This is a genomic window from Flavobacterium sp. CR10 (assembly GCF_055814415.1).
Genome location: NZ_CP185985.1, coordinates 1,373,281 through 1,388,218, shown reverse-complemented (window position 1 = coordinate 1,388,218; position 14,938 = coordinate 1,373,281). Strand labels below are relative to the sequence as shown.

Sequence of the window (14,938 nt, the reverse complement as noted above, 5' to 3'; positions counted from 1 at the left end):
TCTATATTTGATCAGATAAAACTTTAATCAAAAATATTTTGAAAGTTTTTAATACTTTTTAATTAAAAAAAAGAAATATGATAATAGGAATTTCATCATTTTGCTGGGAATGCTTTAATGAAACAGAAAAAACACCCGAAGACTACCAACGACTAAAACTTGAGCTAAATTCCGATGTTGATTTTGAAGTAGAACTCAATGATGAAAATTTGTACGAATTTATTTGCCCAAAAAACCATCATTCATTAACACAACTTCAAGAACAAAAATTTGAGATATTATTTGACATAGCTTCATTAGCCTTATTGGATGGCTATACAAAAGAAGCCGTTTCAAGCTACTCAAGCTCTCTTGAACGTTTCATTGAATATTGTATTTTAATATTTTCATTAAAAAACTCAGTCACAATTGATGCTTTTAGTAAAACTTGGAAACAAATGGCAAATCAATCTGAACGGCAAATTGGTGCTTTTTTAATACTTTGTTTACAAGAAGGAATAAATAATAGAATAGAAGCAAAACGATCCGAATTTAGAAACAAAGTTATTCATAAAGGCTACATACCATCATCAAAAGAAGCAATCGATTATGGTCAATATGTAATGTCATTTATTCAAGATACATTAAAAGAACTAAATAAAATGAGTGGAGAATATTTGCAACAAGCAATGAATATTCATCTAACAAAAAATGGAGATAAAGTTTCTGGAAATGTTCGTTTAGCTAATGCGTCGATGCCAACAATTATAAGCCTGCGAAGCATAAACAACGAAGATTACGGAAACACCCTTCTAATTGATTCTTTAGACTCAGTAAAAGAAAACAGCTTTTACAAACATTTTTACAGAAAAAAGATTAAATAAAAAACTCAAAGTAAACTTAATTTTTGCCATTTCGACGTAAGGAGAAATCTCCACAAGAAACTCCACAAAGATTGGCTTTTCGTTACGGAGTTACTTGCGAAGATTTCTCGTTCCTCGAAATGACAAACTACGCGGTAACTCATCTTTATTAATTCCTCTTGACGAAAGGAGCTTTTCAGCATCACCAACAGGCTGTACACTATGAAAAAAATTGCGGAAATCACTCTGGAATTTTTTGTCGGTTTTGCTTTTTATTTCTCCTTTCGTCAAAATGAACTTTTATAGTTTTCTCACTTACTCCACTTCCAAATATGGATCTAAAACCTCTGCTAATTCATTTACCCAGTAAAAGAAATTTTCAAGGTTTATTTTTCCCATTTCATCTCTTTCTCTTATTACGCTTAACGTTAATAGATAATTCGTTGTTCGTAATGCTTTCGCCATATCTTTTGGATCGATGACATCAGTAAAAAAATCTAAGAGTCTTTTTTCTGTTTCTTTCGAAAGATCTTTTGTAGTCATTGTCTTATTTTTTATATGGGTCAAATATAATAAATTACACCCATATATGGGTGTAATTGAAAAATAAATCTTATCACTTTTGAAATATGAATATTTCAGAAGAAACTTTTATTACAAATCTTGGCATTCACATTAGACAATTACGTGAAAAGAAAGGCATGTCTCAACAAGACTTAGGCGACGATTGCGGCATTACACAGAATCAAGTTGGAAGAATTGAAAGAGCTGAAATAAACACTACAGTAAAAACTCTTGTAAAAATCGCTAGTGCTTTAGATATTGAACCTAAAGAATTGTTTGATTTTCCTTTGAAATAATCTCTTAAAAAAATGAAGATTCAAAAGCATAAAAAAACTGAATTTTTTATTTCTGTTTCCATAATCATTCTTATAATGATTGCTTTTCTAAATCTAAAAAGGTTTCATGTAAAATTTCAAAACAAAACAGGAGAAAATATTGATTCTTTGGTAATTGGAGGAAGATTAATTGGTAATTTAAAAAACGGAGAATCAACACAAGAAATTAGTTTTAAAGAATTTCTTTTTGATGGTTCAATCCCATACGAACAAATAAGCGGTAATTCGAATAACAAAAAATTAGAGAAATTAAATTGGAGCTGGTGCGGCACGGACATAAACACTAAATCCGAAGGCTTTTATTATTTTGACATTAAAAAAGCTTTGGATGAAAAAGGAAATCCATGTCTTTATTTAGTTCAGCACAACACAAAAATTTTCTGGGAAGAATAATAAAATTTCTTTTTTCAAAAACTTAAGGGAGAGCTTGTGAAAATTAAAAAATACGGAATGATAAAATACAAACATCTTGATCTAACTCAAAAAATTGCTATTGCCATTCCAACATTATTTTTTCTAAGTTGTATCACAAAAAGATTTGTAGAAAGATTTCGATTTTCAACAGATTTTCGCTGGATATATGAGTATGGAAGCATTGGTAGTTTATTTTTATGCTTATTTCTTGTCGTTTTCTCTTTTGCTAATTCTATTTTAATTCTTCGAGATTTAAAATTAAAATGGACTTCCAAAGTTTTGTGGCTATTACTCAGTTCTTCTGTTTTTCTTTTAGTAGCAGGATTAATGATTGCAATCAGATTTGACATTGCATAATTTTTAGCTAAAGCCTTTTCTTTTCAATCAAAAAAAAAAAACCTCCAGCTAAAGCAGGAGGCAATTCATTTAACTTTCTTATTCCATAAAGTATATCCGTCTAGTTTGTCATTTCGAGGAACGAGACTCGAGCGATAGCGAATAGGCGAAGCAAATCTTCGCGAGAAGCTCGACAAAGATTAGCTTTTCGTTGCAGAGTTACTTGCGAAGATTTCTCCTCCGTCGAAATGACAATACTTTATGGTTACAATGCGGAAAAAAACTTTGCGGAGTTTCTAGTGTGATTGCTTCGCCAGTTCGCTATCGCTCGTGTCCTCGTTCCTCGGAATGACAAAAAAAGAGCAAAAATCCTTTTAATCTTAATAATCCGTGGCAAAACAAAAAACAATTCAGAAATTTCTTTAATTATTTTACAGTTTAGTATTTAAATATTCTTATTTTTAAAACACCAAAAACCTAATTCTCAAAATTTCGCTTGTTTTTAAATCTCAAAAAACAATTAGAACACATGAGAAAATACAGATTACTAGTCCTTTTTTTAGCAATTATTGCTATTTTTTATTTTGCGAGAACGGTTCGAAGCTTTACCGTTCAACACGAAACCCGAACTCTTAAATCGGAGCATTTTATTGTTTCTTATAACGGAATTTATAAAAGCGAGGCCGAAAAAGTCAGCAAACATCTGGAGGAAAATTATTCTCGAATAAGAGAAAATCTAAAAGATATAGAACACGACCCGATAAAGGTTTTTGTCTACGGTTCGCAATTCAAGTTTAATGAAGCGACAGGTTTAGCAGAAAACACAAAAGGTACAAGTCGTGGTCCAAACGAATTTCATTTTGTATGGACGAATTGGTTTAATTCTATTTTTCCAGACGATCCGCTAAAAACGGCTTTGCATGAGTTTACACATTGCGTTCAGCTCAACATATTAATCTATAAAGCAAAAGACACCATCATCACACAAGACCGACTGACTTTTGAAAGGGAATTTGATAAAAAGTTTAAAGCCGAATATCCGCGCTGGCTCTGGGAATCGATTAGTATTTTTGAAGCGAAAGAAGTTAATTCGCTAAGCGTAAAATATGCCAAAAGCAAAAACCTGACTCTAGAAGATCTTAATCACGGCAATCAGATTTACAACATTGGCTACACAATAATCGAATATATGACTCAAAAATGGGGAAAAGATATTCTGCCCAAACTGATTGCGTCTTTCGGCAACATCCAAAAAACATTGAATGTAACGCAAGAGGAATTTGAAAAAGGATGGATGGCTTTTTTGGAAGAGAAGTATTAAACGCCTTTAAATATCCGTCTAGTTTGTCATTCCGAGGAACGAGGAATCTCCACGAGAAGCTCTACAAAGATTGGCTTTTCGTTGCGGAGTTACTTACGGAGATTTGCTTCGCCTATTCGCTATCGCTCGAGTCTCGTTCCTCGGAATGACAAGATTGTGGTTAATTACACAAAAAAACCTTTGTCAAAGTTTAAAACTTTGACAAAGGTCTCATGTATCATATTTTTGGAATTTAGAATTTTAAGAATTGGAATTTAATATCTCAATTATCTTATCTACATTAATCTCACTATAATCATTAATATAAAAATCGCATGGCGGAAGCTGTTCTTTTGTATGCGTGCTCAAAACGCCTACGACTTTCATTCCGGCATTTAATCCTGCTGTAATTCCCGAAAAAGAATCTTCGAAAACCACACAATCTGACGGAGAAACACCAACACGTTCTGCCGATTTTAAGTATACTTCAGGATTTGGCTTATGAAACGTAACATCTTCTGATGACATCATCGAATCCATTTTTTCGCCAAGTTTCAGGAAATTGGCAATTAAATCCAAGTTCGCACGAGGTGCCGATGTGGCAACTGCGGTTTTGAAACCACGAGATTTTAATTCGTTTAAAAAATCCATATAATGCGGAATTGTTTCGACTTTGTCTTTGTAAATCTCACGGAACATTCCTTCTTTTTCGTCTTCCAGTTTTATCAATTCTTCTCCCGCAATCGGACGTTTGAAGAAATGCGTCATGATATAACTATTGTGTTTTCCGTACATATGCTCTTCAAACTCTTCCTGAGTGTACGGAATATTATATTTATCGAAAAACTTTTCAAAAGCGATTACATGATGTGGATTGGTGTGTGAAATCACGCCGTCCATATCAAAAATTACACATTGCTGGCTCATAATTTTGTTGTTTTTAACGGTTGCAAGATACTGATAAGTGTTGTTTACCACAACAATTAAACGCACTGTTTGTCATTTCGACGAAGGAGAAATCTCCACAAGAAGCTCGACAAAGATTGGACTTTCGTTGCGGAGTTACTTACGGAGATTTCTCCTTCGTCGAAATGACATAAAATGAGAGCAGAACTTAGAACTTGAAACATTAAACCTGAAACAAAATCTTTACCCAATCCAAATCTTACTTTTCATCAAAGTCACAGTCTGTCTCAAATGCTGATTACACGCAATAAGAACAATCAAAACCAACAAACCATAACCTACAATCGTATAAATTTCCATATCAGCTAAGAGAGTCGATTGTTTAGTAATGCTTCCGAAAATCTTTTTCATAGCTAAAACATTGGCATTATCTGCCGAATATCCTTTAGCAATAAAACTTTGCGTGGTGCTGGCAATGGTTTGCTGTGCTTCGGGATTTTCTCCAGTTACAAATTGGCTTAGTTTAAAAAAGTGTTTTTTGTTTAAAAATACTGTTGCATTCTGCATCACGCAAAATCCAATCGTACTTCCCCAAAAACGTCCCGAAACGCCGACAATTCCCGAAGAAACCGCCATATTTGCAGGAACCGAAGATGTGGTAAAGAGAATTAACGGAACAAATAAAAACCCCACTCCGATACCCTGCAAAAAGTACGGAACAATAATATCTGACAAAGCCACATCGGGCACAAATAGAAACGTAAACCAAAAATGATACAAGGCAATTAGCGAAAAACCAATCAGGAAAATAATTTTGGTAGAAACCGATTTCATCAAGAAAAAAGCCGCCAAAACCAATCCGATTATATTTCCGAGTCCGTTAATGTACTGCACGCCCGCAACACGCGACGGATCCCAATTCCAAATCGAATACATAGCCGAATGGCAAAGACTAAGCGTTGCCCTGCTGATGTAGAACAGGAAAAACAATAAAAACCCAATTCTCAGATTGGCATATTTAAAAACTTCAAAATCAAAAGTTGGCCTTTTAACTAAAAGCTCTTTGAAGATGAACAAACCTCCCGTAATAAGTGCCATAATAAGCATTAAAACCATTTGAGAAGATTCGAACCAATATTTTTTCTCGGCATACACAAAAAAGTAGGCACCGCAAAGAATAGCTGTTAAAACCAAAAAATAGCTCATCCAGTCGATTTGATACAACGGGATTTTCTTTGTGATTCGGTGCCCACGAAAAGTAACCAAGATTAAAAAGACATTTAAAACCTGCAGTCCGCCCGAAACATACAGCATGTATTTCCAGTCGTAATGATCCAGAAACCAAACCGCAATATTCATTATAAAAGGTGTTGACAACAATAGTGATCCGTAATAAAACGAAAATCCAATGATAATGGCATTTTTAGAATTAAACTGCTCAATCAATAATTGTCTGATGGTAATTACGGGAAGCGCCATTAAGATTCCTTCGGCAATTCTCATAATCAAGAAAAGCGAAAAATTGGTAATATACGCCGATGAAACTATTGTAATGCCAATTAAGGAATACACCGCCATCAGATAATTTTTGGCTGGAAAAAAACTCGAAAAACGGGCTTCGATCAAAATAGTTGCGAGCAGCGTTCCATACGTAACGCACATCGCAAACTGCAAATCTTCTGGTTCAATATCCAGAAAACTCGCCGCATACGTTACGTTTGACGTATAAACTCCCAATAAAATCATGGAATGCAACAAACAGACAAACAAAATAATAATGATTGCCCATCTTGGAACCCATGATTTAAAAATACTTTTATCTTCCATTTTAGTGTGCTGCGATCACAGTAATATTCATTCCCGCTCTTAAAAAGTCGGCTTGCTTGTCGCTGTCTTTTAACTGAATTCTAACCGGAATTCTTTGTTCGATTTTTACAAAATTACCCGTTGCATTGTCTGGAGGAAGCAATGAAAATCTTGCCCCGCTCGCTGGCGATAAAGATGCAATTGTTCCTGTAAAAGTCTTATCGCTCAAAGCATCGGCTTTTATTTCAACATCTTGTCCAACTTTTAAATATTGCAATTGCGTTTCTTTAAAATTGGCTGTAATCCATTTTTCTTTACTTACAATAGAAAGCAAAGATTGACCTTCTTTTACCAATTGTCCTGGCTGTAGAGTTCGTTTTCCAACCCAACCGTCGTAAGGCGCTGTAATTATAGTGTATGAAAGAAATAAAGCAGCATTATCCGCCACGGCTTGTTTTGCAGCAATATTCGTTTGTGTTGTCGGAACGTTTGCTTCGGCAACAGAAGTGCTTAAAGCCGATGAATGAATTCTATTTTTCATTTCCTGAAAATGCGCCTGTGCTGACTCGTAATCTGCTTTTACTTTTTCTAATTGCTGAGAAGTTGCCGCTTCTTCGCTTACCAAAGCTTTATATCTTTCGTATTCCAATTTGGTTTTCCAAAGATTCGACTTTGCAGCTTCTAATTGCGCTTCGTTAATCGCTGTTGCGCTTGCCATATTTATGGCATTTTTCTCAGCCACAACGCTATTTTGTTTCGCATTCTGAACATCGGCAAGAGCCACATTCAATTTCGATTGATATTCTCTGTTATCAATTACGACCAAAGTATCTCCTTTATGCACAAACTGATTTTCGTTGAAACGAACTTCTTGCACATAACCCGTAATTCTAGACATAATTGGTGTTACATATTGTTCTACCTGAGCGTCATTGGTTTCTTCGTGATTTCGGTTAAATACATAAAACCAAATTCCCAAAATAACACCGCTTATAACAAGCGTGCACGCAATAATTGTTATTAGTATATGAAACGTTTTATTTCTTCTAGTTTCATTTTTAATCTTAACCATATCTTTCTTTTCTCTTTAACTTAGTTCTTTTCTAAAATGTCTTTTCTCTTGCTTCTTTCTTCTAAAAGGCTTTAGCCTAATCTCTCACCATCTAGCTTTGCGGAAGCATTCCCGCCGTATGAAGCAGCTCGTAATGTTTTAAAACCGCATCCAATCGCGTAGAAATTTTGTTGTATTTCGCCTGAAGCAAAGCATTATCGGCATCGACCATTTCGGTAATTAAAACCAATTGGTTTAAGTATTTCAGCTTTACAATTCGGTAATTTTCTTCGGCTAAATCCAAAGCTTTATCAACCACCACAAACTTTTCAAGGATTTCCTGATATTGCGTGTGTTCTTTATACAGCTTATCCTGAATTTCCTCTTTTACAATTTCATTCTGCATTTCCTGCCATTTGATTTTGGTATTGGCCTGCTCCATTTTGGTCTTGTTTTTATATAAAGACGAAAGATCAAAAGTGGCTTCGATCCCCACTTGTCCTAAAGTATACAGATACGGATTTGGCGGAAAGAATTTGTAGTTTGGATAATAAAAACCGTAGTTTCCAAAGAAATGAACGCTTGGCAGATAATTTCCTTTAACCAATTTCAATTCCGTTTTGCTGATGTTTAATTCTTGGCTTGCAATACGCATTTCTTCATTCTGCAAAGCTTTAGTCATATAAAAATCATACGGATCTAGACCGTTCATTTCATCAAGACTTGAAGTTGTATCGATTACAATTTCTTCATTTTCTGGAATTTGGATCAGCGTTTTCAGATCGTGAAGTGCGATTTTAATGTTTTTGGAGTTAGTTAACGCATTCAATTCGCGATCTGAAAGCTGTAATTCGGCACGAATAACTTCGTTTTTCGTAACCGTTCCATGTTTTTGAAGGGATTGCACTTCTTTCAGTCGGCTTTTTTCTTCTTTGATGTTTTCTTCGAATATTTTCTGAAGTTCCATCATTTTATAAATTGCCAGATAGTTTGCCACCACTTCAAGCTCGATATCATTTTCGGCCTTTTCTGTTTTTATTTTGGCGATTTCGTTTTCCTGATTGGCAATTTTGATGGCGTTATTAATCTTATTTCCAGCATAAATTGGCATTTTAAAGGTTGAATTTACCTCATAAATTTCAGGAATTGCCGGAGTTACTTCTTTGTCTTTAAGAAATCCGCTTCCTTTGAATTCGGTAATATTCGTGATGCGAGAATACATGCCGTTTAGCTGTACGTCTGGTAATCGAAGCTCTTTTCTTTCTTTAATGTTTTGCTCTGCGAGCGTGACCTCCAATTGAGATCTAAGGATTTTCTTGTTGTTTTCTTTAGCCAGTTTCAAAGCTTCTTGTAATGAAACCGAATGAACTTCCTGCGCTTGTAAGCCATTGAATGCTAATATCATTAAGATTAACAGCAGGATTCTGGAAAAACAATCGTCTGTAGAATTTGTTGTTTTAAGGAACATAAATACATTAATATTTGATGCTGCAAAGTTCCTTCATTTTTCTCGTGACTGATAATTCTAAAAAGCCAAGAACATATTCATTTCGGACAAACGTTAAAATTCTATTTTCCGAAAACGTTATATTAAAACACTGAAAAACAATTTATTACAAAATAGATTTTGATTGTGATATTTCACGCAGATTTTAATAGATTTTAACAGATGCGTGCAGATTTTTCTTTTTATTCTCGCAGATTCCGCAGATTATGCAGATTATAAAGCATTTAAAAATCTCTGAAATCTGCGGAATCTGCGAGACTTTTTTTTACGCATGGAATAAAAAAGAATCTGCTAAATCAGCTAAAATCTATTAAAATCTGCGTGAAATAAAAACTATTTACTTTCCAAAATCTCTTCACCATTTAAGTAATCTGAAGGTCTTTGGCCCAGAATTTTGAAAAAAGTGTTGCTGAAAGTTGGAACACTATTGTAACCAACTTCTTCGGCTACCTCTTTTACTGAAAGTTTTCTTTCCAATAAAAGTTCGATAGCTTTTAAGATTCTTCTAATGGTATAATATTGAATAAAAGACATTTTAAGATCTTTTTGAAACAAGCGATATAAAGAGCGTTCGCTAAAACCAAATTCGTGAGCTACATCAGCAAACAGAATCGTTTCTCCTAGATTGTTTTCAATATGACGCAGAATTTTTCCAAGACGTTTGTCTTTGGGTTGTGGCAATTCTAAAGGTAAATTATTAGTGCAAATTTGCGGAAGAATCGCTTTTATCGCTTTGGCAATGGTAAAATTTGGGGTTCCTTTTTTAAGATCTCCATTCCATCGATTGGTAAAAAGCATCATTTGCAACAACAAATTGTTTACTGGATAAATTCCTTCCACCTTATAAAAGTCATCTTCTTCTTTTTCAACCGGAAAATACAGATTTCGCATCGTAACACTTTCCGATTTCGGCTCGATACTATGCTCCACTCCACTCGGAATCCATATAAAATGCCTTGCTGGCAAAAAATAAGTTTTGGTTTCTGTAGTTACAAAAACAACATCGCCTTCTGCATAAAGTAATTGTGCTTTATTATGCTTATGTGGCGGAATAAACAATTCACCCATCAAATCGTGGTGGCAGTAAATGCTTTTTTTATCAGCATCTACTTTTTTGATGTAGTATTTATCGAGTTTTTGACCGGAGTGTTCCATAATATAAAGATAGGAAGAAATTTAACCGCAAAGCACGCAAGGTAAAAGCGCAAAGTTCGCAAAGATTAAATAAAACCTTTGCGAACTTTGCGTAAAATCTTAGCTCCCGATAACTATCGGGATTGCGGTAAAATTTAAAAACAAAAAAGCCTTTCCGTGAAGAAAGGCTTTTAACAACTTAGGCGGTCTGGACGGGACTCGAACCCGCGACCCCATGCGTGACAGGCATGTATTCTAACCAACTGAACTACCAAACCCTGCGTTATTGCGAGTGCAAAAATACAACAGATTTTCGTTTCTGCAAGCGTTTTTTCAAATAAAATTTGAGAAATTTTTAATTGGTTAAAATCCAATATTTTAAAAATTCACGTTTTAACCAAAAAGTAGGAACTTTCTTTTACTTAACCGCAAAGAGCGCTAAGATTTACGCAATCCCGATAGCTATCGGGAGCAAAGTTTTTTCGCGTAACATCATTTAGCCCGTTTTTAAACATAGCCCGTGGTTTCAACCACGGAAACGTATTGATTGATATAGATTGTGTCCCCATGGTTGAAACCACGGGCTATATTTTAATATATAAATGAAAAATCTTTGTGGAATTACTTGCGGAGATTTCTCCTTCGTCGAAATGATAAACTGTTCGTTGAAATCAGAATCAAGCAAAAAAATCGCAAAGCTTTCTCAATTGTAAGCTTTGCGAACTTTTCATTCTTAAAAAATATCTTTGCGAACTTTGCGTAAATCTTTGCGCTCTTTGCGGTAAAATTTCATCGGATTTAAGCAAAACCAAAAGTGTCTTAAATCAAAAAAGCCATCCACAAAAGTGGAAAGCTTTTCATTGGTCTAACTACTAAACCAGCTACGAGTTACAAAGTCGTAGCAAAACAACACAACTAATCTTAGATACCGTTTTTGGGCAAAAAAGCCTTTCTGTTAAGAAAGGCTTCTCCCAATATTGCGGTCTGGACGGGACTCGAACCCGCGACCCCATGCGTGACAGGCATGTATTCTAACCAACTGAACTACCAAACCTCTGCGTTATTGCGGTTGCAAAGATATAACAGAATTTCATTTCTGCAAGCGTTTTTATAAAAAAAATGAAATTATTTTTTAAAATATTATCCAAAGTTTTGTTTTTCAACCAAATATGTAGTCAATATTTTTTCAAAATTGTCGCCCACATTTACCGGAACGTACTTAATTTGGTTCTTTGCGCAGGTTAAAGCCAAATTTTTAAAGTACGCCTCTACCCTTTCTTCGTATTGCTCTTTTACGTTATCAGCAAAAATAGAAACCTCATCTCCCGATTCTAAATCGATGAATTTTCTAGGCGAATTATCAAAATCAAACTTCAATTCGGTTTCATTATCAACCACATGAAATAAAACTACTTTATGTTTGTTGTGTTTTAAATGTTGTAATGCGTTGAATAATTTCTCATCATCTTCTGTCTGAAACATATCGGTAAACAAAATAATCATCGAACGGCGATGCATTTTCTCAGCAATCTGATGCAAATATGTAATAGTATCGGTTGTTTTTTTGACTTTTGGCTGAACCAATAATTCTTCCAGTTTGTTTAAAAGCATTCTATGATGACGATCGCTTCCTTTTTCTGGAGCGTAATATTCGTATTTATCTGAGAAAACGCTTAAACCAACGGCATCACGCTGTTTCTTTAAAATATTCATCAAAACTGCCGAAGCCAGAACAGCAAATCCAATCTTTTTTTCGTAAAATGGCTGATTCGATTTTAATTCCGGATAATGCATTGATGACGAATTATCTACAATCAAATGACAGCGTAAATTGGTTTCTTCTTCAAAACGTTTCGTATACAAGCGATCGGTTTTGGCGAATAATTTCCAATCGATATGTTTGGTGCTTTCGCCTGCATTATAGACTTTATGCTCGGCAAACTCAGCTGAAAATCCATGAAACGGACTCTTGTGCATTCCCGATATAAAACCTTCCACAACCTGATTTGCCAGCATTTCCAGATGCTGAAAACTCGAGACTTTCTCTATTTCCGATTCAATTTTCATTCGGTTTCTTTTTTTATGTTTTGTGCTTTATAAAGCAAATCTGTCGCCTGAAACAATTTACGCTTCAAGATCGGACTAAAATTAGGGTTTTCTTTTAAGAATCGCTGCACTTCATCAAAAGCAAATTTCGAAGAATACTTCCCAACAGTATTATCCAACCAATCTTTCGGAAAGAAAATATCTCCCGTGCGCTGAATTTCATCAACCAAATCTAATGAAAATCTAATATACTTTTGCGCACTTTCCTGACGAAGCGGATGATGAATATTGGCCAATCCAACCGAAACCCAAGATTCTTTTTCGCGGTTTGAATCGTCTTTTAAAGATTCCATAAAAGCATTTCGAACCGATTCATCTTTTGATAATGAAGGTAATAAAAACTCAAAACGCTTTTGTTTATCAGGATTTGTAAACGAAGTTCTTGTTTTCTCCAAGATTCCATCAGCCAGTGGATGTTTAAAAATCGCCAGATTCATTGCCATATTGGTATAATCGTCTTCATTTAATTTCAAATTCGGAATCGAAATTTCTCTATTCCAAACCTTGTACAAACTGGCTTTCGCCGAATTAGAATACGCAATCGAACTAAACAATCCGAATAAAGTCTTTTTGATATTAGCCGATAAATTAGCCTGCAAACGTTCATTCAAAACCCCTTCGAGCTGTTTCTGGAATTTGTTTTGCTGTTTTTCCGTCAATAATCTCCAATAAATTGTATTCAAACTTCCTGAAACAATTCGCAGAACTAATTCATTTTGCTCCGTCTCAATTCCTTTTAGAAAACAATCAAAAGCTCTTTCTGGGGAAACATTCCCAATCAAAGTATTTTCGTAAAGATTACTATAAGCTGAAGCTCTTGCCATTTCATCTTTCAAAGAAGCAATATAATTTAAATTATTCCCATCAAGCGGAAAAACGCCGTATCCAAAACCGTTATAATTGTAAATAACAGCTAGCGGTTTTTCGAGTCCTTCAGCTTCTTTTACAACTGTATTTTTGTCATTAACATTAACCGATAAAATCTTTACTTCTTTGGCATAAACTAAACCAATCTGAAAAACCTGAGGCCAGATATTCTCTGATTTATCCTCGGCTTGTTGTTGAATTTCAAAACTTTTAATTCGGTTTTTAGAATCGTATTCAACTTTATCTGTAAAGATGGCTCTTCCAGATTTATTAACCCAGACATCGCTCCATTTTTTCATATCCAAAGGCGTTTCAGCATCTAGAAGTTCTACCAAATTATTCCAATCGGCATTGTCGTTGGCGTATTTCTGAATGTATTTTTGAATTCCTTTTTGAAACGCTTCCTTACCCATCGAAGCCTCTAACTGACGCATCATAATGGGTGCTTTGTTGTAAATAATAGCGCCGTATAGTGATCCCGCATTCTTCAAATTCGCCAAATGCTGTTTGATCGGATGTGTTCCTAAAGATCGATCTTCCGCGTAAGCGCTAGGATAATGCGCTGTAAAAAACTGCAGATTATGATTGACTTTCGGGAAAATCGGATTCATGATTTTATCGGCCATAAAGTTGGCAAAAACCTCTTTCATCCAAACATCGTCAAACCATTTCATAGTTACCAAATCGCCAAACCACATGTGCGAGGTTTCGTGAGCAATCAATTTTGCACGATTTAGTTTTTCGCTGTCGGTTGCGCTGTTATCCAAAAACAAAGTTGATTCTCGGTATTGAATCGCACCAACATGCTCCATTCCGCCATATTGAAAAACTGGAATTGAAGCGAAATCCAGCTTTTGAAAAGGAAATTTATAATTGGTATATTTTTCTAAAAAGTCTAAAGATTGTTGATGCAGATTGAAAATAGTATCAGCGCTTACGCGAAATTTCTCTGGGCTATTTTCACGATATAACATCGTCATTTCTAAACCTGGTTTCTGTGTCGCACTTTTAAATTTTCCTGCAACAAAAGAGAATAAATACGTACTCATTTTATCAGATTCTCCGAAAGTATAAGCCGTAAAATCGCCTTTTTCGAGTTTCTCTACAACATCAGCTCCAGCCAAAACAGACCAATCTTTCGGTACAGAAAGACTCAGTTTATAAGTCGCTTTTAAATCAGGCTGATCGAAACACGGAAACAATGTACTCGCGCGATCTGGAACTAAAAGAGTGTATAGGAAATCATCGTTTCGATTTAAAGATAAATTTCCTGCAATGAATGAAATTAAAACCGTATTTTTTCCAGAAACCAAAGCCGAAACCGGAATTACAATATGTCCGTTTTCGTGAACAATAGAAAGCTTTTTTCCGTTTGCTTCAACTGTTTTTATGTTGGAAGTTTTCTCTTTAAAATCTAAAATTAAGGGCTGACTTAAATCAGATAAACTCAAATTTACAATCAAATTAGAATTTATATTTTCTGATTTCTTATACGGAATTTCGAAAGACAAAATGTATTGAAGATCTGAAATCTGCTTTTTACGAAATTTCGCCAGCTGTTCTAAAACACCATTTTCTAATAATTCATTTTCTTTTACCTGAGAAAAACTATTGAAAATCAATATAAAAAAACAAAGAAAGCTGTAGAAAATTTTCATTTTTAAGGAATATAAGATTTGCTAAAATTAGCAAAAGCATTGATTTTTTACAAACAATTATCGCAACAACATTGCATTTAAAAATAAGATTTCTATATTTGCAACACTATTG

At 34.6% G+C, this 14,938-nt stretch carries 13 protein-coding genes and 2 tRNA genes; 5 read left to right on the top strand and 10 right to left on the bottom strand.

The genetic code is table 11. The annotated features are described in order from the left end of the window. The first annotated feature begins 77 nt into the window (after positions 1-77). Complete coding sequence (locus ACNRYB_RS06355) at positions 78-863, top strand: hypothetical protein (protein WP_473729558.1); 786 nt, start codon at positions 78-80, stop codon at positions 861-863. A gap of 294 nt (positions 864-1,157) precedes the next feature. Here ACNRYB_RS06355 and ACNRYB_RS06350 read toward each other — a convergent pair whose 3' ends face one another. Beyond that, the gene (locus ACNRYB_RS06350) at positions 1,158-1,385 is read right to left on the bottom strand and encodes a hypothetical protein (RefSeq protein WP_473729557.1); all 228 of its coding nucleotides are present in this window, start codon (positions 1,383-1,385) and stop codon (positions 1,158-1,160) included. Positions 1,386-1,471: 86 nt separating this feature from the next. Here ACNRYB_RS06350 and ACNRYB_RS06345 point away from each other — a divergent pair, with 86 nt between their 5' ends. The 4 genes from ACNRYB_RS06345 to ACNRYB_RS06330 all read left to right on the top strand — a co-directional run bounded on the left by ACNRYB_RS06345 (position 1,472) and on the right by ACNRYB_RS06330 (position 3,812). Beyond that, complete coding sequence (locus tag ACNRYB_RS06345; protein WP_433779836.1) at positions 1,472-1,702, top strand: helix-turn-helix domain-containing protein; 231 nt, start codon at positions 1,472-1,474, stop codon at positions 1,700-1,702. Positions 1,703-1,714: 12 nt separating this feature from the next. After that, a complete protein-coding gene (locus ACNRYB_RS06340; protein ID WP_473729556.1) occupies positions 1,715-2,134 on the top strand; it encodes a hypothetical protein in 420 nt (139 codons plus the stop codon). Positions 2,135-2,191: 57 nt separating this feature from the next. Beyond that, complete coding sequence (locus ACNRYB_RS06335) at positions 2,192-2,512, top strand: hypothetical protein (protein WP_473729555.1); 321 nt, start codon at positions 2,192-2,194, stop codon at positions 2,510-2,512. A 508-nt stretch (positions 2,513-3,020) separates the two neighbouring features. After that, a complete protein-coding gene (locus ACNRYB_RS06330) occupies positions 3,021-3,812 on the top strand; it encodes a hypothetical protein (protein WP_473729554.1) in 792 nt (263 codons plus the stop codon). A 240-nt stretch (positions 3,813-4,052) separates the two neighbouring features. On the opposite strand, the gene ACNRYB_RS06325 is transcribed toward ACNRYB_RS06330, so the two are convergent. The 9 genes from ACNRYB_RS06325 to ACNRYB_RS06285 form a co-directional block, all read right to left on the bottom strand. Further along, a complete protein-coding gene (locus tag ACNRYB_RS06325; protein ID WP_473729553.1) occupies positions 4,053-4,784 on the bottom strand; it encodes an HAD family hydrolase in 732 nt (243 codons plus the stop codon). A gap of 156 nt (positions 4,785-4,940) precedes the next feature. Continuing rightward, a complete protein-coding gene (locus ACNRYB_RS06320) occupies positions 4,941-6,524 on the bottom strand; it encodes an MFS transporter (RefSeq protein ID WP_473729552.1) in 1,584 nt (527 codons plus the stop codon). Between the two features lies 1 nt (position 6,525). Further along, positions 6,526-7,575 (bottom strand): HlyD family secretion protein, encoded by a 1,050-nt coding sequence (locus ACNRYB_RS06315; RefSeq protein WP_473729551.1) that lies wholly within the window; start codon positions 7,573-7,575, stop codon positions 6,526-6,528. A 91-nt stretch (positions 7,576-7,666) separates the two neighbouring features. Then, positions 7,667-8,959: a TolC family protein gene (locus tag ACNRYB_RS06310; RefSeq protein WP_242502480.1), complete on the bottom strand. Its 1,293-nt coding sequence runs from the start codon at positions 8,957-8,959 to the stop codon at positions 7,667-7,669. 435 nt (positions 8,960-9,394) lie between these two features. Next, positions 9,395-10,216, bottom strand: coding sequence for a helix-turn-helix transcriptional regulator (locus ACNRYB_RS06305; protein ID WP_369013464.1), 822 nt, complete (start codon positions 10,214-10,216; stop codon positions 9,395-9,397). 183 nt (positions 10,217-10,399) lie between these two features. Then, positions 10,400-10,473 (bottom strand) — tRNA-Asp (locus ACNRYB_RS06300). A 702-nt stretch (positions 10,474-11,175) separates the two neighbouring features. Beyond that, a tRNA-Asp gene (locus ACNRYB_RS06295) sits at positions 11,176-11,249 on the bottom strand. Between the two features lie 86 nt (positions 11,250-11,335). After that, complete coding sequence (locus tag ACNRYB_RS06290) at positions 11,336-12,262, bottom strand: DUF58 domain-containing protein (protein ID WP_473729550.1); 927 nt, start codon at positions 12,260-12,262, stop codon at positions 11,336-11,338. Further along, complete coding sequence (locus ACNRYB_RS06285) at positions 12,259-14,826, bottom strand: M1 family aminopeptidase (protein ID WP_473729549.1); 2,568 nt, start codon at positions 14,824-14,826, stop codon at positions 12,259-12,261. The genes ACNRYB_RS06290 and ACNRYB_RS06285 overlap by 4 nt, the downstream gene beginning before the upstream one ends. Positions 14,827-14,938 lie beyond the last annotated feature (112 nt).